Origin of the sequence: Paenibacillus sp. FSL E2-0151, from assembly GCF_037993015.1 — a bacterium.
Classification (GTDB): Bacteria; Bacillota; Bacilli; order Paenibacillales; family Paenibacillaceae; genus Paenibacillus; species Paenibacillus amylolyticus.
In genome coordinates this window covers 3,809,641-3,834,504 of record NZ_CP150308.1, presented here as the reverse complement: position 1 = coordinate 3,834,504, position 24,864 = coordinate 3,809,641, and the positions used below count along the sequence as shown (strand labels likewise).

At 39.8% G+C, this 24,864-nt stretch carries 19 protein-coding genes and 1 pseudogene; 4 read left to right on the top strand and 16 right to left on the bottom strand.

All coding sequences use genetic code 11. The features are described 5' to 3' along the window. Positions 1 to 205 precede the first annotated feature (205 nt). From MHI55_RS17320 to MHI55_RS17310, 3 genes are all read right to left on the bottom strand, one after another. Positions 206 to 1,741, bottom strand: coding sequence for a Dyp-type peroxidase (locus tag MHI55_RS17320; protein ID WP_036673677.1), 1,536 nt, complete (start codon positions 1,739 to 1,741; stop codon positions 206 to 208). A 20-nt stretch (positions 1,742 to 1,761) separates the two neighbouring features. After that, positions 1,762 to 2,865 carry a hypothetical protein gene (locus MHI55_RS17315; protein WP_051449947.1) on the bottom strand — a complete coding sequence of 368 codons (1,104 nt, stop codon included), beginning with the start codon at positions 2,863 to 2,865 and terminating at the stop codon, positions 1,762 to 1,764. A gap of 247 nt (positions 2,866 to 3,112) precedes the next feature. Further along, complete coding sequence (locus MHI55_RS17310; protein ID WP_036673674.1) at positions 3,113 to 3,472, bottom strand: hypothetical protein; 360 nt, start codon at positions 3,470 to 3,472, stop codon at positions 3,113 to 3,115. 406 nt (positions 3,473 to 3,878) lie between these two features. Between MHI55_RS17310 and MHI55_RS17305 the strand changes: the two genes are divergently transcribed. Next, positions 3,879 to 5,363: a M6 family metalloprotease domain-containing protein gene (locus tag MHI55_RS17305; RefSeq protein ID WP_340386449.1), complete on the top strand. Its 1,485-nt coding sequence runs from the start codon at positions 3,879 to 3,881 to the stop codon at positions 5,361 to 5,363. A 673-nt stretch (positions 5,364 to 6,036) separates the two neighbouring features. On the opposite strand, the gene MHI55_RS17300 is transcribed toward MHI55_RS17305, so the two are convergent. The 8 genes from MHI55_RS17300 to MHI55_RS17265 all read right to left on the bottom strand — a co-directional run bounded on the left by MHI55_RS17300 (position 6,037) and on the right by MHI55_RS17265 (position 16,042). Continuing rightward, a complete protein-coding gene (locus tag MHI55_RS17300; RefSeq protein WP_036673671.1) occupies positions 6,037 to 6,294 on the bottom strand; it encodes a hypothetical protein in 258 nt (85 codons plus the stop codon). A gap of 992 nt (positions 6,295 to 7,286) precedes the next feature. Further along, on the bottom strand, positions 7,287 to 8,978 hold the full coding sequence (gene ilvD / locus MHI55_RS17295; protein ID WP_339186986.1) for a dihydroxy-acid dehydratase: 1,692 nt from the start codon (positions 8,976 to 8,978) through the stop codon (positions 7,287 to 7,289). A 15-nt stretch (positions 8,979 to 8,993) separates the two neighbouring features. Continuing rightward, complete coding sequence (locus MHI55_RS17290) at positions 8,994 to 9,659, bottom strand: GntR family transcriptional regulator (protein ID WP_339186988.1); 666 nt, start codon at positions 9,657 to 9,659, stop codon at positions 8,994 to 8,996. 683 nt (positions 9,660 to 10,342) lie between these two features. Next, a complete protein-coding gene (locus MHI55_RS17285; RefSeq protein ID WP_339186989.1) occupies positions 10,343 to 12,319 on the bottom strand; it encodes a sigma-70 family RNA polymerase sigma factor in 1,977 nt (658 codons plus the stop codon). Positions 12,320 to 12,648: 329 nt separating this feature from the next. Then, positions 12,649 to 12,849, bottom strand: coding sequence for a hypothetical protein (locus MHI55_RS17280; protein ID WP_253508885.1), 201 nt, complete (start codon positions 12,847 to 12,849; stop codon positions 12,649 to 12,651). 43 nt (positions 12,850 to 12,892) lie between these two features. Continuing rightward, positions 12,893 to 14,209, bottom strand: coding sequence for a HAMP domain-containing sensor histidine kinase (locus tag MHI55_RS17275; protein WP_340386447.1), 1,317 nt, complete (start codon positions 14,207 to 14,209; stop codon positions 12,893 to 12,895). Continuing rightward, a complete protein-coding gene (locus MHI55_RS17270; protein ID WP_036673666.1) occupies positions 14,196 to 14,891 on the bottom strand; it encodes a response regulator transcription factor in 696 nt (231 codons plus the stop codon). Before MHI55_RS17270 ends, MHI55_RS17275 begins: the two co-directional genes overlap by 14 nt. Positions 14,892 to 14,917: 26 nt before the next feature. Then, the gene (locus MHI55_RS17265; RefSeq protein WP_083684368.1) at positions 14,918 to 16,042 is read right to left on the bottom strand and encodes an arginine deiminase family protein; all 1,125 of its coding nucleotides are present in this window, start codon (positions 16,040 to 16,042) and stop codon (positions 14,918 to 14,920) included. A gap of 489 nt (positions 16,043 to 16,531) precedes the next feature. On the opposite strand from MHI55_RS17265, the pseudogene MHI55_RS17260 reads away from it, so the two are divergent. Both MHI55_RS17260 and MHI55_RS17255 read left to right on the top strand, forming a co-directional pair. After that, a pseudogene (locus MHI55_RS17260) lies at positions 16,532 to 16,810 on the top strand (LysR family transcriptional regulator); the annotation flags it as partial. 146 nt (positions 16,811 to 16,956) lie between these two features. Continuing rightward, the gene (locus MHI55_RS17255; RefSeq protein ID WP_339186995.1) at positions 16,957 to 17,397 is read left to right on the top strand and encodes a GNAT family N-acetyltransferase; all 441 of its coding nucleotides are present in this window, start codon (positions 16,957 to 16,959) and stop codon (positions 17,395 to 17,397) included. A 626-nt stretch (positions 17,398 to 18,023) separates the two neighbouring features. Here MHI55_RS17255 and MHI55_RS17250 read toward each other — a convergent pair. From MHI55_RS17250 to MHI55_RS17235, 4 genes are all read right to left on the bottom strand, one after another. Then, positions 18,024 to 19,007, bottom strand: coding sequence for a family 43 glycosylhydrolase (locus tag MHI55_RS17250; protein ID WP_340386445.1), 984 nt, complete (start codon positions 19,005 to 19,007; stop codon positions 18,024 to 18,026). A gap of 28 nt (positions 19,008 to 19,035) precedes the next feature. Further along, entirely contained in the window at positions 19,036 to 19,884 is an 849-nt protein-coding gene (locus tag MHI55_RS17245; RefSeq protein ID WP_253508865.1) for a carbohydrate ABC transporter permease, read from the bottom strand. Between the two features lies 1 nt (position 19,885). Next, complete coding sequence (locus tag MHI55_RS17240) at positions 19,886 to 20,782, bottom strand: sugar ABC transporter permease (RefSeq protein ID WP_036613887.1); 897 nt, start codon at positions 20,780 to 20,782, stop codon at positions 19,886 to 19,888. 84 nt (positions 20,783 to 20,866) lie between these two features. Then, positions 20,867 to 22,204, bottom strand: coding sequence for an extracellular solute-binding protein (locus MHI55_RS17235; protein WP_340386443.1), 1,338 nt, complete (start codon positions 22,202 to 22,204; stop codon positions 20,867 to 20,869). A 243-nt stretch (positions 22,205 to 22,447) separates the two neighbouring features. Between MHI55_RS17235 and MHI55_RS17230 the strand changes: the two genes are divergently transcribed. Next, a complete protein-coding gene (locus MHI55_RS17230) occupies positions 22,448 to 23,530 on the top strand; it encodes a GntR family transcriptional regulator (protein ID WP_340386441.1) in 1,083 nt (360 codons plus the stop codon). A 187-nt stretch (positions 23,531 to 23,717) separates the two neighbouring features. On the opposite strand, the gene MHI55_RS17225 is transcribed toward MHI55_RS17230, so the two are convergent. After that, positions 23,718 to 24,554, bottom strand: coding sequence for a class I SAM-dependent methyltransferase (locus tag MHI55_RS17225; protein ID WP_340386439.1), 837 nt, complete (start codon positions 24,552 to 24,554; stop codon positions 23,718 to 23,720). Between the last annotated feature and the right edge of the window lie 310 nt (positions 24,555 to 24,864).

The following is a 24,864-nucleotide window of genomic DNA, read 5'->3' as shown; positions in this document are numbered from 1 at the left end:
TCGGATCAAGTTCTTGTCTTTTTCGGTAATCGGTACAAGTTCTTGTCCTTAGCTTGGGACAAGACTTGTACCCATAAAATAAAAAAGCCGCTAAAATAGCGACTTTCAATGGGACAATGTTCTTGTCCCTCGACAATAAACGACCATTACCAGGTTAAGGTGAACGACCATAACAGTAATTTGCTTTAAAGTTGTTGCTATTACCTTATACGTGTTTAGTGATAATCTCATTAATTGCACTAATTGAAGGTTGGAAGAAGTAACCCCCACCTGTCATCGTTACAAACTCTTGTAAATTTAGTGTTTTGTGCTCTAATACAAATGTTCTACTCCGATCAGTTGATGTATTTTGTCCGATTATAGGATCTTCTCCTTCAGAGCCCGGAGGATTTTTCTTATTATTTGCCCAAGTTTTTTGCAAGAACTCAAACTGTCTTTCTATGGATGTTTGATATGAAATAAACAATAATCCTCTTTCTTCCTCGGGCACCTCATTAAACGATCTTCCAAATGGAATACCTCTTCTTATAATGCGTCTAAGTAGTGTTTGCTCTGCAGAACCTAAATCAGTACCCATATCCCGAGGATTGACTTTACGTATATGTGCTGAAAAAGGGCATATTCCTCCAAGTCTATCGTTCGTTGCGCCACTTATTACTCGTCCGCCTACTTCCTTACTCATTTTGATTGGGGGCTCCACTTCATTGTATGAAAAGTGATTGCTTTCATACGCATCCTTTCCTATATTTTCTTGATCGTGCTCTGGAGAACGAATGATAGGAGCACCACTTGGCCATCGTCCCATTAATTTGGCTCCAATGAGATCCTCCGATAGTCCGGTCTGCACTTTAATTTGTTTTAAAGAATCTTGAAATGCTTTTACATCTTGGCGTAATCGTCGGAAAACCAAATATGAACCATTACGAGCCCATTTTGGTACATTAATGTACATATCAGGTCCCTTGAGTAGGGGTTGGATATCATCATCAGGGTGAGGCCTTGCTCCTTGTGCTGGGTATCCAAATACAAATTCCCCTGGCCAAATGAGCAGTTCTCCTGGTTTCGAGAATGAAAGAGATCTCTTTTCATCAGGGTCAATGAGTCTTGGAGTCAGGTAATCATGATCACCATCAGAGATTCGCCCTCTTACCCCTGGTTGCGAGATCCCGTCCTTAAACCCAAAATGCTCATGCCCTGGCTTGTCTGGTAGAACTCGTCCTACTTCTTCTTGAATTAAGCGAAGTCCTACATTTTCGGAAATCATCTTCTTTATAGTGTTTACTCTTTCTTGCAAAAAATTTTCATTATCGCTAGCAACGATTAGTACAAAGTCTGGATAGTTGTTCCATCCTCCATATTCCCATTGTTCCGGGTTCAAACGATCTCCAAGAGATCTTCTCGGCATGCCATCTTTAAAAGCTTCGCTTGTAAAATGTACTGATTCATCGGGAACTAGTTTTTCAAGTCCAACATAAGTGAATGCGACATTTATCCAGGTTGATGTTAGTCCTTGTGGATCTCGACCACCAAGTCTTTCACGCATCGACTTAAATAAATTATTAAAACGCAAAACTTCCTCCAGAGAGGAAATCTCGGGTAGAAGTTCCTTCAACCACTTTTTAGTCTGCTGAGGCTGGATGATCTTGAGAAATAGAAAGTTCTGAAAGTCTTTATTAAATCCGGCTAAAATATTTCCTTGGATATCCTGTATATCCAAGACCGGTTCAGATTGCTCTACCATCCATCTCAACCTTTCATAATTTAATTGCGTCTACTGCGCTGCATATCTGTTGGATGTATCATCATTTCAGCTACTGCAGCTGTATTTCCTGGACACTGATGCTGCACATTGTCTGCCTCGCCTTTACGGCATACAATGCCCGTTAATTTAATATCAATGAACCGAGCAACCTGACCACCGTAACGAATCGGTTTATCGTCAATTAAAACTTCTTCTCCATCTGGAATTTCATAGACCGCCCTGACTCCTAGCACTTCCTCACCACTAGATCCATCTTGTCCTCTGATTATTTTCCAATATGTTTTTGGATCGGTACCAGACTTAGTTTTCCACCCATTTGTATCTAAATCATCAATATATAGAGCAACAGGATTTTGTATGGTTATAAAGTACTTATCTCGTGCGAAATCATTTATGATACCCCCAATAAGTGGATCGCTCGCACGTCCTGCGTTTCCATAGTCACTACACTCAATCAACTCATCATATGCCTTTATTTCGTTGCCGTCTTTTATTCGGAGAACAGTAGCACGGGCAGCGATATTAATTTCAGCTGAAAGTGTATTGGACTCATGAGTTAAATGCATCTTGCCTTTTTCGGTATTCCATGCATTGTAAGGGTTATACTCTTCATTCATAAATAACTCTTCTTTAGAGATTCCATTTTTTATATATTGATTGTAAAGTTCTACAATTTTATCTTGATCCAGGGACTTCCAATATTCTTCTCCTTCACATGTAAACGTCACACGTTTGAGCCTACCCGTTTGTTCATCACGTTCTACATGCCATTCACAATATTCATCCTGTGGGCGATAAATATACTTTCCATTCTGAATTAACGTCTCCTCTGCTTCTTTATAAGCTAGCTCCCAATTATCTTGATATTTGTCCGCGATCAGTTTTGGGAATGCCTTCCAACGGATTGTTTTGGTAAGGTAATTTTCTGGAGTATCTATCTTTACAGGGTTGTAAAATTGACATTTTCCGACTCCAACTTCGGATTCGACCTCTGAAATGCACACGTCAAATCTTGTTGATATGTAATCACTCCATTGATTCTTTTGTTCTTCATTCATGTCTTCCAGAAAAGCAGGTGGATCAAATTGTTTAAGTTTTGCCATAGTAAGTTCCTCCTTATTAAATTTAAAATCAAGCTTCACAATGAGTTTTAGATTTATGTCAAAACCACTTGAATACTTTTGCATTGCTTAATTCAGATTCAGGAAGATCCTGTGCAACTTGGGTTTATAAAGTTCCTCTTGACGAATTCATGTTGCCTAGAAAAAGCTGCGATTCATTGATGGCACGTATATGCGTGCCATCATAACCGTCATTTAATCTAGAGACATCTAACGGAAACTGTGTTTTTTAATCGACTGTTTCTGCAAAAGCGATATAACTAACTAGCCCTGTAATATTTAACTTTTTCTCAATTAGCTCAGGTGATCTCATTGAAATTACTGTATTGATCCTAGCAAATGTGTTATTTATTTCTCTTACAAGCAATCCTACAGTCAGATTGCTACTTGAAATGTTTATTATTTTTCCAGACTCATCTTTGTAGTTAGGCAAATCAATACTGAAAGTGTTTAATGCGGTCCAACATGATTTAATAGGCACACCAAAATCTATATAATCATCAGTAACAAAATTCTCTGGATTATCTGGATCAGCATCAATTGTCATTGATCGCAATCGTGCATCATATTCTCTAATTAAAATCGCCACAGTTGTATACCACCTTCACAAAGAAATTTTCTTCTGACTGTCCATCCGTATGTTTTATCCTTTTTTGCTATTTCAAATGTGGATAACCCAAATTAAGCTGTTCCATTCCTCTAAGTGTTTAGTAGTACTATAAGATAGCTTTAATCGTGATGCCATCTTTTCAGTTTTTATCCATCCTCCTAATTCAATATATTCGCAAAATTATTATTAATAAACAGATCATAAATTATACATTGTTGGCAGTGGTGAAATTGACAAAGGTCAAGAAAATTTGAATTTTGATGGCGCTTATAGATGAGGAAACACAAAGACGTTAGTGGAACTGTAATAACTAATTTTACTAAGAATAAATGTTCTTAGATGGAGAACCATATAAGTAAATTAATTTTATGGAGGTAAGATTTGGATGAGCTACATAGATGGTGAGATTTTAACTTTTACACAGAACAATAATGAAATAAAACTTCGAGTGTATGGAGATGAGTTTTACGCGCGGTATGAGTCACTGGAGGGTTATACAGCTATATATGATGATAAGTTACAAAAGTTTTGTTATGCTTCCTTGGTAAATGGTGCTCTGACTTCAAATGGAATAGATATTACTTCTCCTCCACCAGCTGATTTAGAAGTGCACTTATTAGAAAATTCTGTTGTAAAAAATGGTAAATTCAATAAAAAATACAATGAACTTATTTCCAGTGAAAGTAATCCACATGAAAACAATACGAATAAAACTTTAGGGCCAAATAAGGGACTTCTCGAAGGAAGGTCCCTCGCTAAAGGGAATATTAATGGGTTGACAGTACTCGTTGATTTCCAAGACCTCAAATCTACTGTCACCAGCGACGATATTAATGAGATGTTAAATGGAGAGAATTATAAGGAGAATGGAAATTATTGCTCGATAAATGAATATTTCAAAATTATATCATCTAACCAACTCGACTATAAAAACACGGTTATTGGACCTATAACCTTGCCTAATACAGTAGAGTATTATAAACGTAATCTTCTTGTGAAAGATGCTTTAGATATAATAATAAATGATCTCAATGTTGACCTTTCTGCAGTTGATTCAACTAATTCTAAAATTGTAGACTCCATCAACTTTTTATATGCGGGCAGAACAAGTTATGAAGGGAACCTCTGGCCCCACAATGGTAATGCTAATTTAAACTACAATGGATATAAAATTGATTTATATATGCTTACAAGTATGGGGAGGAATAAAAGTGATCTAAGTATTGGGACATTCTGTCATGAGACAGGCCATTTACTTTTACGTTTCCCTGATATGTATGATTATGGTGAACGTGATGGAGACAATATCAAGAGCAGTGGTATTGGCATGTATTGTCTAATGGGTTCAGGTAATCATTTAGATAATGGTCATACCCCCTCTCCAGTTTGTTCTTATCTAAGAGAGCTTGTAGGGTGGGCTCCTAATATTATTAATCTTAATGAGATAAACGGAGAACTTTCCATAAAGCATGGTGAATATAACACAATTTGCATGTATAGTACGCATAGCGAGAATGAATATTTTATTTTAGAAAATCGCACAAATTTAAATCTAGATAAATATCTCCCTTCCAGTGGTCTGGCTGTGTATCACTGTGATACTTTAGGTTCTAATGAATTACAGACAGGTAGCTCCAATAGACATTATCAATGTGCACTTCTACAAGCAGATGGTAATTCCGACTTGGAAAATGACGTTAACTCTGGTGATGGTACTGATCTATATTCCGAGAAAGATGGTGTAGTTATTTCTGGGAGTACTAATCCTTCAAGTAGGTTGTGGAATAACAGTGACTCGGGATTAGTTATTTCAGACATTTCCAGTCCAGGATCAGTTATAAAACTAAAGATATTAAACAACCCCAATTAATATTGGGGTTGCCGACGTCCTGTTAGCTTATCCCTCTAGCTTCTTGTTATCTGTACGAATCGTAAGCTCCATATAAGAAAATATGAAGAAACCTTGTCCAACAATAACCATTATGGTTTTGTATGGACAAGGTTTCATTTTCCAAACTATGGCTGTCAAAAATCACAATTCCCCAGAGTTAGATGATTCGGATGTTTGCTCATTGTGCACATCGATAAGGTAACTTATTGCCGGTTACTCGTTCTAACTTAGCCTTTAGGTCTTGTATTTGGTATTCAAACTGAAAATTTGCGTGATCGAATCAGGTATCGATGCTTTGAGTTCTTCCAATAATGCTTTTTGTTCTTCTAACGTTTGTAATCGGTCTTTCATATCATCAATCCATGAGTGGATTAAATGATGTCGGCGTCTTACGACCTTGTAGAAGAGTTCACTAACTACTCTTCATACAGCTATTGCTTCATCTATATAAACTTCAGACAACTCACCCACAAAACTTCCTTGTATACCTATTTTTTTAATCGCCCTTCATAATAACCTTCTTGTTATATACCCTGCATCACTATTAGCGGGCTCCGCACCATCATTAATTAGAAAAGAGCCGGTCTCACATGATCAAGTATCATTCTAAACGACTTTAAATCGTCAGTATATTGTTTACCATTTAACTCCATCAATTTTCTATTGGGATTAAAGAAGAAAACCGTATAAAAATATCCTTGTCACCATTAAGAGCTGTTGCAATACTTTTTAGTCCGCCTCCATAATCAATATTGGGATTTTGCATTTTTACAAATCCTGTGTCTTCTTTTTTGTAACACATAAATACATTGTTCCCAATTTCTAAAAATCTCTCGCTTACAGAAGCAGGATGATCCAGTGAATCAACCCCTGGTTCAAGATTAGGTCCACCTGGTTCACCAACAGGCATAAGTTAAACCAATGTTATCACACACTCAACTTGCTCCGTAAATTAACATTTTTTGATTTCTTAAAAAAATTAGTTAATATGCCCAATTGGTACAAGTTCTTGTCCCTAACAATGACAAATCAGCACTAAGTACGGTATCTGCCCCTTGATCCAAAATCACATTCGGCTTCCTCCCCTTTTCTTTGCTAAAGTGCTTGTTAACGAACTTGTTTTATCTATTTCAAATGGGATTACAGTTCAAGTGGAAGTCTCTCCTAGCGTTGAAGCTGGTCTCTTATTCATAATCCAACCCGTAGTCTGTTAATCGCTCAAAAGAGACTCGCTTCTACACTTAGATATTTATCTAATCGGAAATGGGAACAAGTTCGTGTCTTTCAACAGCTAGTTTCATTACGAAATTTCGCTTTTTTAATGCTTGGCAGCCTGTGTTTACCCTCAGAAACGCTGTTGCTTCATCGTGATGTGACAATTGTATAGTGTGTATTTGTCCCAATAAAACCTTTACCTGAATACTTAGATATTCATCTAATCGGCAATCGGACTATGTTCTTGTCAATTCCGGCAATCGGTACAAGTTCTTGTCCTTTGCTTGGGACAAGAACTTGTACCGATAAAATAAAAAAGCCGCTAAATTAGCGACTTCAATGGGACCATGTTCTTGTCCCTCGACAGGTATATTTACTCCATCCAAACATTCCTGCACTAGCCGGAACCTGCCTGCTATTCGTAGCGAACCCCCAATTAATGAAAGTCGAGAAACGGTACAAGCAAAAATACACCCCCTAGAATTTCATCGGCTAAACTCAGGGGTTTAATCCAATGTCTATTCTAAGGGGTGCACTTCATTTTCGAATGATGAAACTAAATTCTTCATCTTTTTCTTGCGACATTCTTGATCTCTAAATGGCGTTTTTTTTGTTTAGCACGCTTCATGCATTCGTTGTAGTAGCTTCTCCCCTCCCATTTTATATGTAGCATCAATGTTTAATTGTCTATTCCATCAAATCTGTTACTGCACCTCTTGAAGCAGAGGAAACTAATTTAGCATATTTGGCAAGTACACCGGATTTCACTTTCAGTGGCGGTTGTACCCAAGCTTGCGCTCGAGCGGCCAACTCTTCTTCTGGCACTTCAACCTTAATTTCCTGAATGTCGCTATCAATGGTGATAATATCTCCATTTTGGAGCAAAGAGATCGGTCCACCTACTTGTGCCTCAGGGGATACATGGCCGACTACAAATCCATGCGAGCCACCCGAGAACCTACCATCTGTTATGAGAGCAACTTTCCCACCGAGACCTTTCCCTACAATGAGTGCTGTAACGGAAAGCATCTCAGGCATACCTGGTCCACCCTTCGGTCCACAATAGCGTATGACCAATACGTCCCCTTCTTGAATTTCATCATTCATGATCGCTTCTGTCGCTTCATCTTCGCTATCGTAGACCTTTGTCGGTCCGGAAAACTGTTGTATCTTCATGCCTGACATTTTGGCAACAGCGCCTTCAGGAGCTAGGTTTCCTCGAAGCACAACCAGTGGTCCATTTGGTTTGAGCGGATTATTGAGTGGACGTATAATCTCTTGATCATTCTGTAGTGGAGCAGCTTCCGCTAAATTCTCCGCCAACGTTTTACCAGTTACGGTGAGGCAATCCCCATGAAGTAATCCCTCAGCGAGCAATAGCTTCATTACCCCGGAAACACCACCAATATCATTCAAATCCTGCATGACATACTGGCCACTTGGCTTCAGATCTGCCAAATGAGGAACACGCAAGCGAATTCGTTCAAAATCATCCAAGGTTAAATCCACTTCTACGGAGTGCGCAATAGCTAGCAGATGGAGAAATGCGTTGGTTGATCCCCCTAGAGCCATAACAACGGTGATCGCATTCTCAAATGCTTTCTTCGTCATAATGTCTCTTGGGTAGATTTCCTGTTCAAGAAGTGAGATGACCTGCTTACCGGCTGCTTCGCATTCCAATGCTTTATCCGCTGAGATAGCTGATGTCGAAGATGAACCAGGCAAACACATACCCATTGCTTCTGCAGCTGCGGCCATCGTATTAGCGGTATACATCCCCCCACAAGCCCCTGGACCTGGACAAACACTGCATTCGACCTTATGCAATTGTTCGTCTGTTATTTTTCCATCTTGATATTGCCCAACGGCTTCAAAAGCTGAAACGATATCCACTTTTTTACCGTCGAGATTACCAGGTTGAATGGTTCCTCCATATACATAAACAGAAGGAATATTCATCCGTCCAATAGCCATCAAACATGCAGGCGTATTCTTGTCACACCCACCGATTGCAACAACGCCGTCAAAACGCTCGGCTCCGGTCACAATTTCAATCGAATCAGCTATAGCTTCCCGACTTGGTAGCGAGAACAACATCCCGCCATGCCCCATCGAGATCCCATCAGAAACGGTAATCGTATTAAAAATTAGTGGGGCACCGCCGTTATTACGTGCGCCCCGCTTAGCTTGCACCGCTAAATCATTGATGTGCATATTACACGGTGTTACTTCACTCCACGTACTTGCTATTCCGATCATTGGCTTTTTAAAATCCTCATCTTGAAATCCAACTGCACGCAGCATCGCTCTGTTCGGTACCCGGTTAGCACCTTCACTGATTACCTTGCTTCGAATGCGAAGATCTTTTTTAGTTTCCATGTTTCTTCCCTCATTTCAAAGTATTTCGTTCAGTTCCTGCATCGGTCGAATAAAATTTTGTTTCATTAAATTATGGGCATCGTTGCTATTTTTGCCTTCAAAAGCTTTAATAATCTGATCATGTTCTTCAACTGAAGCTAGTGTAGCCTTAATAGGTTGTTTTAAAAATACGTATTTAAATCGCCTAATGTGAATCTGAAGAGATGTATTAAATGTAGCTACATAAGGATTATCTGAGAGCTCCACAATATAATTATGAAATTGCTCATCCACCTCCATAGCCTGATAAACTTGGCCATTCTTAATGGAACTTGCAAATTCCAAATTTAGTGATCTTAGTTTCTCAATCTGTTCTGGAACAATAATTTTGGCGGTAATTTCAGCAGCCAAAGCCTGAAGAGCAGCCATGGTTGAATACATCTTAAAAATATCGTTTTTCTCAATATTCGTTACTTTTGTTTCTTTTCCTGGATGCATGGACACGAGGCCTTGAACTTCGAGTAACTGAAATGCCTCCCGAATCGGTGTCCGGCTGACTCCAAGCGATTCAGCCATTTCCGCATCAATAAGCTTTTCACCTGGTTGCAGTGTTCCATCAATGATCCATCGCTGAATCTGAGAAAACGCTCTTTCTTTTGCGGACATACGTACTGGTAAGGAAAAATCTTTAGGTATTGGCATTGTTTTCATCCTCATTACAATTATTCTTATATGCAATATATCGCATACACGATCGAGAAGCAATTATTATTTCATTTACTCGCTCCATTAAGTTTATCGAGATCACTACCTGTTTTTATTGAGAGTTTGAGACAAAAAAGAGAACTATAATTTAAAAGTCTTTCTTTGAGAAATGTTACATAAGTAATATATTTTAATGTGAATGTTCTTATATAAAATTATTTGGTACTAATGAGGGCTTATGTACTTTTTACTTAAGTACACATCTAATCGGCAATCGGACGATGTTCTTGTCCATTACGGTAATCGGTCAAGTTCTTGTCCCTGGACATGAGTTTGTAGTTTTAACTCCCACCCCTCCGTCGTATAATCTACCTAAAACGCCGAACTCATATTCCGAGTTCGGCGTTTTTAAAATTCAATGGACACAATTAATATGCCGGTTTGATCGACTCTCGCATCCTCCAGGTTCATGAATTTATGCCCTTTGTCTAAATAATGGCAAATGAATGCCTCAAAGAAGAATGAACCGTCAAAGCCGGCTTTCCAAAGGCTGTTGCATATTTCTCAACAAGTTTTTCATAGAACGTTGTGTTAAACGTCTATTTGTAAAATGCTGTTCTACGTCCGGAGGCTTTTGAATGCCTTCCAGCCCTTAGTTTCGGGCTAGATGTTTTTGTTTGTCAGTAAAAAGTATTTTCGTATAACTTCCCCGTATGCGCATCAAGCACTTCGGGCGTCCGCTCGTGCTCGCTACCAATCATTCGATACACTAGTTCGTACGGGGCCTCTTCCGCCCTAGTATTGTGCATCCGTTCCCATTGCAGACGCAGCTTGGCCTGTGCCGTCCATCGGAGGATGGCTGTCTGGTAATCAAATGAAGGCACGGTCTCCAGCTTCTTTAACTGTTCTGGCCTTATGGAGGGGGACATCAAACTTTTGACCCTCCCATTAGAGCGGTCAACAGCTAGTTGATAGCATTCATCCCTGACAGATATGTCTTGAACATATACACCAAAGCGAATGATTTCCAAACGATCTTCGTCGTCGCTCTCTTCAGTTAGAAGCTTGAGATACGGCAACATTTCGGCTGCTAGTCCTCGTACATAGTCCATAGCTACTTCTATACATGCGTCTCGATCCCAGGTTAATGGAGCTAGTTGATCTGGCTTACCATGCGAAACAAAGTCAATCAGTTGTCCGGTTTGGCTGTCTATTCGCGCCTTGACCGCTCCCTCCATCTGATCAGCCCAATAGGCCTTCCAAGACCGGTCATTCTTGGCTGGACGCTCTTCATTCTGTTGCTTCCACACCATCAACTTGGTGTTCGAGCCAATATTGTTGTCTTGTACTAACTGAAATTGGTCGTTGTCTACGCCAATCCACTCTTCTAGGCTTCGTGCGGGCGGGAACTCACCTGGCCACTCGTCCAGAGTTCTTGGGTCAGAGGGGACAGCTTCTGCCCTATAGGCTGTCGGAACTTCCTCCTGTGATGATGCAGTATAGATTAGTCCTCTACTTCGGGGGGCGTAAACAAGATGGACCTGATCGTCACCATCCGTGTACACGGCTTTGTCCAATACGCAATATTCCACATGTAGCAAAAAATTCGCCTTCATACACGCCATCTGTTCCTCTTCTGGTGTGATCATGGTTGGGAGTGCTGGCCCTGGAACGGTTCCATAGTACCTAAATCCGACCACGCGACCGCTGGGATGAACCATAATCAGGCATCCCGTCTCAGGAAGCGGCAGCCCCATCGCCTTCTGCTGTCGTGTGTACACCAACATCCCTTCCATCCACTCCATCTCACAATACGGAAAATCACGCAGTGCGCCGGGATAATGATCTTCCAGGAATTGCTCTGCCTGCTGTTTGAGCTCCTCCTCAGATATCCGTGTCTCGTTGTCCAATGAGGCCCAGGAAATGGCATAGTCTAGCAAGTTGCCGCCCCTGGAGAGCGTGGCAGAAACGGCGTCATCACTCCCCGTTTTAACCCATAAGAATCCCGCTTCTCCCTTCCCTGTTCCCCTCCCGGTGTTCTCTTGATAGTCATTGACGATCAGATCATAATCCGGTGAAACGGCAAACTGGTGCTCTGCCTGTTGTCTTAACTGCAGGCGTAATGTATCCAGGTCTCGTTCGAGAAAATCTTGAGCCATTTCGTTGCGCAAATGTTCCAGCCCCTTCCGTAATTGTGTTTTTACAGTACCTAATGGCATATCCAGGAGATGGGCGATTTGCTGCTGGGTCAGGTCCTTCTTATATTTTAAGAACAGGAGCTGACGCAGCTTCGGATTCAGACTGGCCAATGCACGCTCCAGATCCAGGGTTTGATCGATATCATTAACGACCAATGGCTCTTGCGCCTGCGGGTCTTCGCTCAGGTGAACACGCTTGGATTTCTTCAAATGATTGAGCGCCCGGTTCACCACAATTCTGGTAAGCCAGCTCTCAAACGCTTCGGCTTGCTGCAGCGTTTGCAGTGACTCATAAGCCTTAACCAGGGCATCCTGAACGATATCCTCCGCATCTTTGGACTCCCGTACATAATGGCGAGCCACTCGGTGCAGCTTATCCGTTCGATCCTTTATAAGAGAAACGAAGGCATCGTGATCTCCGTTTTGTGCGGCGTTGATTTGTTGCTGTGCATCGATCATTGTCGTTCACCTCCTGTTATATAGACAGCTAACTCGGGGGTTTGGATTTAATTAATGTAACATTATTCTTATAGTTGTTCCCAAATAAGTGCATATGCTGATTATTTAGATATACACCTAATTGGCAATCGGTACAAGTTCTTGTCCTTGGCCCGGGACAAGAACTTGTACCGATAAAACAAAAAAGCCGCTAAAATAGCGACTTCAATGGGACCATGTTCTTGTCCCTCGACAATTCATTTTGGAATGGGCTGGAAAAATATTGATTCTCGTGATGTCAGGGCATCCTGTGGTCGATCGATCAGCATGGGCCAGTACCTTCAGCTCTTTCACTTCATCAGTCCAATTATAAAGGTGAACATGAGTTGTGGCTGGATCTTTATGGCAGATTTCCAGTGCTCGCTTCGTTGAGCCCCTTTACTGCCCATTAGCCCTTTCATCTCAGCTGTACCTTCTTCCAACAGAATTACCCGTTTTGTCGTAACAACCCCGCGCATAACTTCATCGTCGAACGAATTGAATACAGTCAACGTGATAGATCTACGAAAACATGTTACATGCAATTTTAGGCAGCTATTTAAAAGCTCGACTTATTTTAAATTTCAGGATAATCTTGTAATTCTCTTGATCTTCAGATGAAGAGAATTCTCCTATCATCCGATGCATAACTTTTTCTATGATTTTTCCACCCAATTTATAACTTTCTACAGATTCATTATTTATTTTTAATTTGTTTTCTACACAAATCACAAAATGATTATCTTCTATATAAGTAAATAAATTAATTTTTTGCTCTCGATCTGCATATTTTAGTATGTTCGACAGAAAATTATCAAATACACGTCCAATATTTTCCATATCCACTATAATTATGACATCCGTAGGGGAGGCATTTACAAGTACCTGAAATCCTTCCGCTCGAAGTACAGCTGTAATATCTGACAATACATCATGAATTGATTCCCGAACTGAAAGGGTTACTAAGTCTGCCTCCCTCTCTTTATCTAATAAAAAATATGAAAACAGATCGTCTGTACGATTCTTAAGTTGGAGAGCCTTTTGATACGCACTCTCGATTTGATACCTTGTTTCTACACATAAATCTTCTGGTGTATTACGGGCAAACTCTAAATACATGATGAGAGATGTCAGTGGCGTACGCATATCGTGAGACATTTCGGTTGCGAGATTTCTACTCTCATTTTGCAAATTTTCTATCCTTTCTAACCTGCCTAAAAATGCTTTACGTAGTTCCTCTATACTTTCCGCAATCATCGCCAATTCATCATACCCTCGTACCGTTATAGAATAGTCTAATGAGCCGCCTTCAAGGATATGAATTTCATTATTAATTGTGCGTAAATATTTGATCCCTCTACGTATTCCAAATAAAACAATGGTTATAAATAACATTGCGGACAGCAATATTTCAAGCATGTAGGCCACATTATAGTAGTGGGAAAAATAAAATCCATAGATTGAAACGTTACCTGTCCCATCCTTAAATTGTACTGGGTAAGAGTTCCGTCGATCATAATCAGTTTCAGGCTGACTTCCATATGCTCCTTCGTCATCAGCATGATACAAGGAATCATATTGAAGCACCTGGTTCTGAAATACGTATAAAAATAAATTACTCTTCTGACTTTTAATCCAGTCTGAAAACGCAATACGATCTGTCGTTGACAGATCGTTTGCTGAAACATATTCTGAAAATTTTTGGACGTAAACTTGAGATTCGGACTTTAAACGCTCATCAGAAGTAAAATAATGATCCATAACCCGATTGCTTATGGACTGCAAAAGTAAAAAACAAAGAACACTTATGGTGAGAGCAATAATTATTAAAACAGTCAACTTTTTAGTTATTGTAAGTTTATGAGTGGCCAAAACGGTAACCTCTTCCCCATTCCGTTAAGATATACGCTGGTTTTGCTGGATCTTCTTCGATTTTCAATCGTAATTTTCGGATGTGTACTACTACCGTATTATTTGAACTGTAGAAATAAGGTTCCTTCCAAATACTCTCATAAATATTTTGGGCAGAGAAAATTTTATTTCTTCTGGTCATCAACAGTTTAAGTAGACCGTACTCCAGATCGGAAAGCTCAATCTTCTGACTGCCTTTCCATACATCGTTAAATTGTTCACTTACTTTTAAGCGTCCTCCGATAAGAAATGTTTCGCCATAATCCTTTTTATCTTGATAAATCGTATACCTACGCAACAAAGCAATAACTCTTGCCAGAAGCTCCTGTACAGAAAAAGGTTTAGTTAAGTAATCATCTCCACCGGCAAGCAAACCTTCCGTTTTGTCCAAAGTTCCGGATTTAGCAGTTAGAAAAAGAATAGGAACATTGTATCGTTCTCTGATTCGTATACAAGCCTCCAGTCCGTTTATTCCAGGCATCATAATATCCAGAATCACCAAATCCAATGACTCATTTACTAATTCAATTCCCTGTTCTCCATCTTTAGCTGTTGTTACTTCATAACCTTCACGGACAAGAGACATACGTAGCAGATCACGAATTTCCTGATCATCTTCAACCACTAAAATCCGGCTTGTCATAGTTCACCTCATACTTGATTTAACTTTTAGCTATCCGTGCGGAGCAATGGCTGTGTACTGCAACGGAAAGCTCCGCCGAAAGAACGAGAAATTTCGTAATCAACATATTCTACTTTGATTCCTCTTTTCTCAAGCTCTTTTCCAATTGTATTTTTGAATGCAATGTCCGTAACATATACTTTGCTACTGATTGGCAATCCATTTACTGCCAAATCTTGAGCATCCTTGTAACTCACTTCGATTTTGTCCCAATTTTTAAGTTCTTCTGGGAGCCCATTGGCTAACGAATCCATGCTAACAATCATTAATCCATCTCTTACAAAACTGATAGCACAATCCAGGTGCAATGTGCCAGGTTCTAGCTTCACCTCAACCACCTTATAACCTGATGGTGTCAAATAGTTTCTGAGCCAATCAATACCGGCTTTGTTTGAAGCTAGACCAGAATTACCGACAAATACAGTCTTTCCATACACGAGGATATCTCCACCTTCAAGGTAAGGACCGGCAGCAGAGTTGATTCCTTTAGAAACGTCTGGTTGTGGGACAGCTACATGCGGAACGTTATTTTGGGCTGCTTCCTTATCCAGAATACTTCTAACAGGTAAAACCTCAAGTCTCCGGTAAGCCGATTTAAATGAACCTTCAATTAGATGATTTCCGATTGTGAAGAATGGATCTCTGACAAAGAAATTAGTTACTCCTTCGCCACCTGTAATGCCATCTTTCACAGCCCCTAGTTGTTTTTCTTTTTCATTTAAAAGGCGTGGACGTTGAACCTCAACCCCGTATTTTTCAAGAACCTTTTTAAGATCTTCACGCTCTTTTTCCCACTTTTTCTGTGCCTCTGCCGGATCCGTATTCATTATAGACATGCCTCCTTCAGGCATAGGCATGTCTCCTTCTGGAAAATCATCAAAATTGAAGTGCATAAAAGCTTCAGATTGTGTCAATACAACTCTTTTTAGCGTGGCGAACTCACTCTCTACATATACATTGTTTTTCTCACTTTTTGTAGTCACAGTTCCATTCACTTCCGTAACTCTATTAACTTTAGACACACCAGTCGCCCCTGCCACTGGTAATATGCTAGTTACCAGTACAAGTGATAATGCTGTTGATCCAACCCACTTCAAACTCTTTCTTTTCATATTAATGCCCTCCTAATAATTTGTTTTAATGCTTACAGTTTGAATTATAGAGAGCAATTCTTAACAGTTTATGAAGGCATACTATTTTAATTTAAACTCCTTCCCGTAAGGTCTGACAAGAGATCTTTAAATGAATCACATCTTCTTCCATCAAAAACTTAAATACCCGCTTCTCCATGTTTTGGCTCATGCAGTTTAATAGAAGGATTGCTAGATAGATAGGTTTCTTCATGTGCAAAGCAAAATAAGGAACGTACAAAAGGGATACCGTGCCCTAGGCTGCTTGGTTTTAGACGATCAGATTGCTTTGCTAAGTATTCCTTCAGGAGATTTAGAGTTACTCCCGAAATATCGACATCCCCTAGATCAGAAACCAACATCTTGAGGGCTCAACCCTTGAATTCGTTTATCAGCCTTATAATGATTCCAAAGTTCAATTAAAATCATAATAAAACCTCCTATTAAGAGCAATTAATTAAGGATGTAATTATGGAACTTCGTCATCTAATTACCTTAAAGACCATCGTTGAAAAAGAGGGATTTAAGAAAGCAGCTTATCAACTAGGTTATGCTCAGTCTTCTGTCACAACGCATATTAAAGAATTGGAAACTGAACTTGGAAAACCTATCTTTGATCGCTTGGGTAAACAAGTCGTTCTTACTCAGTATGGTCATCAATTCCTGCCGTATGCTTTAAAAATCATTGAGTTGTACACTCAAGCGCTCACTACAAATGATAAGGCAACTGGTAATTTAACACTCGGTATCTAGGAGTCTTTAATGATCTGTCGTAGTCCTTTAGCTCCTCCTTTTTTGTTGTATTTACAACAAAAAAATTATCGTTTATAATCATTCTAAAAGTATGTTTAATTTGTTTTTAATTACAAAATGAATTTCTGAAAGGATTATAAGAAATGAAATCAAAAAAAATAGACTCAATTGAGGGGCTCAACATCGCTTTTCAAATAAGAGAAAAAGTGTTTGTGAAAGAACAAAATGTACCAATTGAAGATGAGTTTGATGATTATGATAATTTAGATGGACAGTGTGAGCACATCCTGGTCTATTTTAATGAACTACCCGCCGGAACAGGCAGAATTATTATTCGAGATGGCGTAGGTAAATTAGATCGAATATGTATCTTAAAACCTTATCGCGAATATGGTCTCGGTAAATTAATCGTTACATCACTGGAAGAAATTGCAGAAAATAAAGAAATATCCAAAGTTAAATTACACGGACAGACACATGCAGAGGGATTTTATCACAAGCTAGGATACCAGACTACCTCCGATGTATTTATGGAAGATGGAATTCCGCATTATCTAATGGTAAAAGATTTATCATCGAAATGATGCCGTTATCATGTGTAAATCTGGTCGGTTTGTTCTTGTCCTTAGCTTGGGACAAGAACTTGGTTCCTTAAAACAAAAAAAGTTGCTAAGCAGTTTGATTATAACCTGCCCTATCCTCGGTTTTATTGAGCTATCGTTTCCCGAATCTTTAGATTGCAACTTCTTCCATAACTCGCCTCAATTTCTTTAGACAATACATTTGTTTGTTCCCCTAGATATTTCAAGTCGTTAGTCAGAACTGTTGTATCGTCGCCTAACCGAGTCATAACTGATACACTTACAACATTTCGAACATCAACATCATTACTTAAAGCTATTTGTTCGATAAAACCCAAAATTATCACAAGTATTTTTTCCTCACTTTTGGTTAATTCATGGTTAATTTAAGTGTGAACAACATTTTTATAATTTAACGTTATCTCTTTCCTCTTTAAGCAAGGTTAGTCCCACTCAACTCTTCGACTTATTTGTTAAACTATCCTGCCCTTATGATACGGTTCGAAGTATTATCTGTAGAGCGAAATCGAAGGCACCCAGTAGGGTGCCTTCGATGTTCTAACTGTCTCTCTTTGGCAAGTTGGATAAACGAACTCAAATCCATCAACCAACCTTGTTGGGACACTCGTTCATTGTAAAGAACGTGCAAGTGCTGCAACAGAACCGCGGAAATCGGGTCTGCCGTCAGCCGTCCACAAAAGCTCCGTCACAAATGTATGGCGATTCGGATCGTACAGCGGATCTCCTATAATGTTCTTGTACGTTCTTGCGTGAAACACAAATAGCGTCTCTTCGTCGTCCTCTGACACCGTGAAGGAATTATGACCGGGACCATACATTGAGATACTCTCATCTGTAGAGAAAACCGCTGCTTGAGACTTGCGCCATGAGGTGGCATCGAGCAAATCAGCATCCGCATCGGCTTCAAGTAAGCCCATGCAATAATTGAAATCGGTGGCGCTAGCCGAGTAAGAGAGGAATACCCGATTACCCTTGCGAAGAAATGCCGCGCCTTCGTTCACTTTATAACCAATGATCTCCCAGTCATATTCCGGCATCGAAATCATCGTTTGCGACCCAGTCAGCGTCCACGGATTGCTCATTTTAGATATATACAGATTAGAGTTACCTCCGATGTTCGGATCCTTTTGTGCCCATACGTAATAACGGCTGCCATTATGCTCAAAGGTAGTGGCATCGAGGGCGAAGCTTTCCCATTCGGTACGAATCTGCCCTCTTTCCATCCAACTGCCTTCGAGCGGATTGTCATTTTCATTCTCTAGCACGTACATCCGATGGTCGAACAAGCTTTCATTCGTTTCCGTCGTGTATGCGGCAGCGAAATACACGTACCATTTGTTATCAATAAAATGCAGTTCGGGTGCCCAAATATTGGCACTAAGGATACCATTCTCGCGCTTTCTCCAGATCACTACAGGAGTTGATGTAACAAGCTTCTCAAGGTTCTGGGCTCTACGGATTTCAATCCGATCATACTCCGGAACGGATGCTACGAAGTAATAATAACCATCCGAATGTCTGTAAATAAAAGGATCAGCTCTCTGTTCAATTAATGGTTGAATGTCGTGTGACGCTCGTTGTTGGATTTCCATCTTATCACCTGTTTCATCATAATATAGATTACCCTTTAACAGCGCCTGCAGTCATACCGTCTATGAAATATTTCTGAAAAGCAATGAATAATATGAAAATTGGAATGATGGAGAAGAAGGAGCCCACGATCAATAAGTCATAGTTATTGCCATAAGGAGTTAACAATGTTTTCAAACCGATTGGAAGTGTATATTTACTCTGATCTCCGAGCACCATGAATGGCCACAATAGATTATTCCAGCTATTCATACCATTCAATATGGCCATTGCTGCAAACGATGGCTTCATAATCGGCATAATTAGTCTGAAATAAATCGCATACTCGTTTGCGCCATCAACCCGCCCAGATTGAATAATCTCGTTGGGTATGCTTCGTAGATATTGCCTGAAGAAAAATATTGTCGCGGCATTGGCTATACCGGGCAGAATGATTGCCGTATAGCTATTCACCATTCCCAAATCATTAATTAGGCTGTACAAAGGAACCAGCAGTATTTCGAAAGGCACCATCATAATGAGTAAAACACATATAAAGAGGAAGTTCTTACCTTTAAAATGATATGCTGCAAAACCATATGCAACAAATGCGCTTACAAAAAGTGTTAAAACCACTTGAACGATTGTTAAAATCATACTGTTCCAAAACCACACAAAATAATCATGTTCTCCAGTAAACAGAAAGATGAAATTATCAAAACTCATGATTTCAAAATCCAAACTTAGGTTAAGACCATATCTAACTAATGATTCACCTGGTTTAAAGGAAGATAGGGCCACTGCGTAGAATGGGATCATAATTATAACGAATAGTATAATGAATAAACAAATAATTACTATTCTAGAGATGAAATCACTCCTCGTCTGACTTCTGCCCACTTTAATCCTCCTCCTTTTTGAACATTCCACTAAATTTCAACTGCGTTAAATTGATAACCATAGCAATGACTAACAGAACGATACCAACTGCTGCTGCGTAACCCAGCTTATTCTGCTCAATCCCTTGTCTATACAGGTATCCAACAATGGTTAAGCCAATATTTTGTGGTGATTTGTTACCGTTGAACATCATCAGGCTCTCAGTAAACATTGCTAAACCTGCATAAACACTAATTGTGGTAACATATACCGTGGTCGGCTTCAATAATGGCATTGTGATCGTTCTAAACTTCTGCCAAGCAGATGCACCGTCAATTGAAGCAGCCTCATAATATTCATTGTCAATGCTTTTCAAACCCGATAGATAGTAAAGCATATTAACGCCTGTCCATCTCCAACATGCGAGGATTAACAGTGCTGCCATACTCCAATTTCCGTCTTTCAAAAATTTGATAGGCTCTACACCAAATATACCTAGGAAACTGTTCATTAATGAACCTTCCATCTCACCAAATGTAAGGCGGAAAATGGTACCCGCAACTGCGACAGATGTCAATGCAGGGAGAAAGAAAGAAGATTTAAAAAACTCTCTTCCCATCATTAACTTACTGTTGATCATAACGGCGAATAACATGGGAAAAGGAATCAACAGCACTAAGGTTCCTAACATGTACACAACGCTATTTTTAATAGATGTCAAAAACACTTTATCAGTAAGTAATTTCGAATAATTTGCTTCACCAATCCATTTAGGATCCTGTCCCAGCATCCTATCTTGAAAGCTCATTACGAATGAATTTACAAGCGGAAAAAACCAGAATATCAAAAATATGAGTATAAATGGCAATACAAAAACATAAGGTGCAACTTTTTGAGAGTATACAAATTTCTTTATCATATTCTCAATCTCCCTTGACTATGGTTAAACCTGCCGACCACTGTACCTGCCGACAGGTTTAATCAAATCATTTACTTATTATATTTATTTCAATTCTTGTTCAATTGCTGCTTGTGCTTCATCCAACGCTTCCTTCACGTCTTGGCCATCTTCAAAGATAGCATTCAAAGTAACCGTATTGAATATATTGCCGATGGTTGGTGAAGCTTTAACGGACTTAATCGCTCTAATTTCTTCTTTGATTTCATTCAAAGTATCAAATGCATTTGTTTTAAAGTATTGGACGTATTCATTTTCAGGGTTTTTCGTAACTGCATCATCTTTCCATACTTCCATGTTGATTGGGTCAAATCCAAGTGTATTCCAGATTTCTGTAGTAGCTTCTTTCGAAAGCTTAGCAAAGGCTACAAATTCTTTTGCCAACAGAACGTCTTTACCATTCTTAGTAACAACTGTGCCAGTACCGCCTAAACCAACGGAACGAGGATTACCTTCTTCGAATACAGGCAATGGAGCTATTGCATACTTACCTTTAAGGTCTTTCATTTCGTTTACAAAGCGGGACATGTACCACTCAGGCATCAATGCACTTGCGTAGTTGCCTTTGTTATATTCACCTTTTGCTTCTTCTGTGTCGGGTTGTCCGCCAGGGATCGTATGAATAACATTGTTCTTCTGCAGATCGACTAACATTTCATACGCTTTAATCATTTCAGGCGAGTTCACTTTTGGATTACCATTTTCATCTGTAAAATCGGCATTTTGCTGAGCTAGTAGCAGCGATGCTTGCCACGAAGCTGATGTATCAGCAGTACCTAAGTACTTGCCAGTCTTTTCGTAAACCTTGATACCTGCTTGTTTGTAATCTTCCCACGTTTTGATTGTCTTGTAGTCAACACCTGCTTGTTCGAGAATTTCAGTGTTGTAGAAAGCAAGCGTAGCACCTACGTGATAATCAAAGCCATAAACCTGATCGGCTTTGGAGTAAATCTCGACACGTGAAGGAACAACAACGTCTTTGTATGGTGCAAATACATCATTCAAAGATTCCAGGGGAACGTTGTCACCTTCCAAGAATTTAGGGAATTGACCAAGCTCAATATCCGCGATATCAGGAGCACCTTTTCCGCTTGTAACTGCCAATAAGAGCTTGTTGTGCATATCATCGTAAGGCATAACCGTTACATTCAACTTAATCTGTTTGTCTGGGTTCTGTTGGTTCCATAACCCCAGCATTTTATCCAAATGCTTGCCGTGCAAATCTGCGAATGTCCAAAATGATAATTCTGTTGCATTCTCACCGGCATTAGCGCCTAATTGTTGTGTTTCCGTTTTTGAACCAGAAGGACTACCACATGCAGTAAAAACAAGTGACATAATCAGGAGAGTAACGATGGAGATTAAAGCACTGCGTTTTTTCATTTGTTCGTCATCCTCTCTTTTTTGTTATGCATTTGAAAAGTCGGCTGACTAGTTAGTTCTGTTAATTTAAGCGGTTACAATCCATCTTGGCACCACCATCCTTAACATAATTCTAACCTTTCAAAGAAAAGACCCCTTCGCAACAATTTCTCAGATTTCGTATTGTAAGCGCTTTACATGCCGTATTATAATATATATGAAATAAGCTTTATATAACCAATTGATTATAAAATCATAAAGTTTATGGGGAGATGCTACTCTTTGAAAAAGCTGGCGCTCTACAAACAAATTCGAGAAAATATTATACAGAAAATTAAATCGGGGCAGCTTCGGCCAACGGACCGCATTCCTTCTGAACAAGAACTAATGGACGAATTCAGAGTAAGTAAAATAACCGTCAGGAACGCCCTAACCCTACTAGCTGACGAAGGATTAATTATACGCGTACAAGGCAAAGGCTCATTCGTCTCTTCTAGTCTTGTTGTTTCTAGCATCAATTTCTCGCCATCCCCAAGTAGCGCGTGCTCCATGCCGCTCATCGGCTTCATCATTCCGACGATGAGAACCCGTGTCATTCAGAAGCTCGTTGACTACACGGAACACTTCCTACAAGAAGCCTGCCTCAGCATGGTACTAAGCATCACGCGCGAGTCCTCCTCTATCGAATCAAACGTCATTCGTACACTAACGGAGCTCGGTGTGAAGGGGTTGATCGTTTTTCCAACAGAAGATGAGAAGTATAACGAATCATTACTGCGTCTGTCGCTCGATAAATTCCCGTGTGTGTTCATCGACCGCTATCTGCGCAACATTGAGACGTACACCATTACATCCGACAATTACGGCGGTGCGTATAAAGCTGTATCCCATTTGTTATCCAAGAGCCATCAGCAGATTGCGCTCATCTCACCTGAAAATGCCAATACAGCCGTCGAGGATCGCACGCTCGGCTTTGAGCAGGCGTACACAGATCAAGGCATCTCGATTGACAAGAGCTTGTGGTGTCACATCCCTCTCGACATTCTACGCAGCGAGCAAGCATTGGACTATGTAAGCAACTTCTTGCAGAACCACATTGGAATTTCGGCAGCCTTTTCCTTGACTGAAGAAACAGCACGCCTTACATCCGCCGCTATCAGTCTTCTGAACGTTCACTCAAATATCGACTTGCTATCTTTTGATAATCCACATCTTTCAGGCGTAGCTTATGTGCAGCAGGATGAACAGGAAATGGCACGAACAGCCGTAAAGCTGTTACGTGAACAAATGGATGATATCTATTCTCCTAAGAACGCCGTTATTCCCGTGCAACTCATCTTCCCTTGACACGACAAACGTTGCAGCCTACACAATGATCTTGTCTTCAGCTTGGGACAAGACTTGGTTCCTAAAAACAAAAAAAGGCACCTCTGTGGAGAGATACCTTTACCTATATTATCCGCAAGACATGTTTCTGGCTGAGCAATGGATAAACATTGAATAATGCTGCAGATTTCAAACACCATAAATAAATTTAGTTGTCATTGTATACAGCCTCCCTTTTTCGCAGTACCACTACGATATCTGTCTGAGGTACAAATAAATTATAATTCGTTACATGCACTTGTCTCGTTTCGGTTACTGATTCTATCTTTAATTCAGGAGGAAGACAGCGCTCTATGTGAGTAATTAATGTTTCTTTGGTAAATCTCCAAATTACACCATCAATCGAAGAGTTCGCCATATAACCACCGTCCGTTACAGAACCTGAAAGAGACTTGAGAACAACCGGGTCCGCAATAATGATAGATCCACCGTCACGTAACAGTCTGCAGCTCTCTATGAAGGCTTTTTTGTGATAGCGAATGTGATGAAAGCTTCTTGCAAACAAAATCATATCGCAGCTATGATCAGGTAAAGAAGTCGGTTTATCAATGAAAGCATGGATATAAGAATTAAACCTTCCCCACTTCTTTCCAAGTTTTAGAGCATTTATATTCGGATCCATGTTAAAAAAACGAACATCCTTCTGCTTGCGAAAATACTTGTTCAATAAACCTGTACCACAGCCCACCTGAAGAACATCGCCCTTTAAAGGGGGTAAAACTTTGTAAACATTACGAGGAATAGGAAAATTTTGAACGTACATGGCCAATTCGTAGAAAATCGGATAACGCTCTTGCAATCGAACCAATTTACTGGTGTAGAAAGGATTCCGCTTTTTCTGACGTTTAAAGTCCCACTTGTTCAAATAGTAGACAGGGGTTAACAGCAAGAACAGAATAATAAAGACACTTTGGACGCTATAAATTCCAAGTTTACTAAAACGATCATTGGAATTATGAGACATCATTTGTTTAGAAGTATTCAAAATGATCACTCCCCTCTCACAACGCTATAAATGGTGTAGAACCTCTTTAACATAATAAACAAATCCTATATATGGTTGAATGCGCTGAAAAATACAGACATACTGTCCGTAAGCAATGCTTCCTTCCAAATGACTTACGAAGCGAAGGGAATCTGATCATGCACAATTCAATCGTATTTAGAGAAGAGTATTTTTTGACTCCTTCACCCCCGTTCATTTGAAGCTGACAAAAGAAGAGCCGTTTACGATGATGCATCACATGTGTTTCAACCACTGGATTTGAAAGAACAGGTTCCGTTATATATTATGA

Excerpts from the sequence above, each read along its gene's own strand:
- MHI55_RS17255 (WP_339186995.1), top strand. The coding sequence starts at position 16,957 with ATGAAATCAAAAAAAATAGACTCAATTGAGGGGCTCAACATCGCTTTT.
- MHI55_RS17250 (WP_340386445.1), bottom strand. The coding sequence starts at position 19,007 with ATGGAAATCCAACAACGAGCGTCACACGACATTCAACCATTAATTGAA.
- MHI55_RS17320 (WP_036673677.1), bottom strand. The coding sequence starts at position 1,741 with ATGGTAGAGCAATCTGAACCGGTCTTGGATATACAGGATATCCAAGGA.
- MHI55_RS17240 (WP_036613887.1), bottom strand. The coding sequence starts at position 20,782 with ATGATAAAGAAATTTGTATACTCTCAAAAAGTTGCACCTTATGTTTTT.
- MHI55_RS17285 (WP_339186989.1), bottom strand. The coding sequence starts at position 12,319 with ATGATCGATGCACAGCAACAAATCAACGCCGCACAAAACGGAGATCAC.
- MHI55_RS17235 (WP_340386443.1), bottom strand. The coding sequence starts at position 22,204 with ATGAAAAAACGCAGTGCTTTAATCTCCATCGTTACTCTCCTGATTATG.
- MHI55_RS17300 (WP_036673671.1), bottom strand. The coding sequence starts at position 6,294 with ATGCCTGTTGGTGAACCAGGTGGACCTAATCTTGAACCAGGGGTTGAT.
- MHI55_RS17315 (WP_051449947.1), bottom strand. The coding sequence starts at position 2,865 with ATGGCAAAACTTAAACAATTTGATCCACCTGCTTTTCTGGAAGACATG.
- MHI55_RS17230 (WP_340386441.1), top strand. The coding sequence starts at position 22,448 with ATGGGGAGATGCTACTCTTTGAAAAAGCTGGCGCTCTACAAACAAATT.
- MHI55_RS17290 (WP_339186988.1), bottom strand. The coding sequence starts at position 9,659 with ATGCCAATACCTAAAGATTTTTCCTTACCAGTACGTATGTCCGCAAAA.
- MHI55_RS17270 (WP_036673666.1), bottom strand. The coding sequence starts at position 14,891 with ATGACAAGCCGGATTTTAGTGGTTGAAGATGATCAGGAAATTCGTGAT.
- MHI55_RS17265 (WP_083684368.1), bottom strand. The coding sequence starts at position 16,042 with ATGAAAAGAAAGAGTTTGAAGTGGGTTGGATCAACAGCATTATCACTT.
- ilvD (WP_339186986.1), bottom strand. The coding sequence starts at position 8,978 with ATGGAAACTAAAAAAGATCTTCGCATTCGAAGCAAGGTAATCAGTGAA.
- MHI55_RS17305 (WP_340386449.1), top strand. The coding sequence starts at position 3,879 with ATGAGCTACATAGATGGTGAGATTTTAACTTTTACACAGAACAATAAT.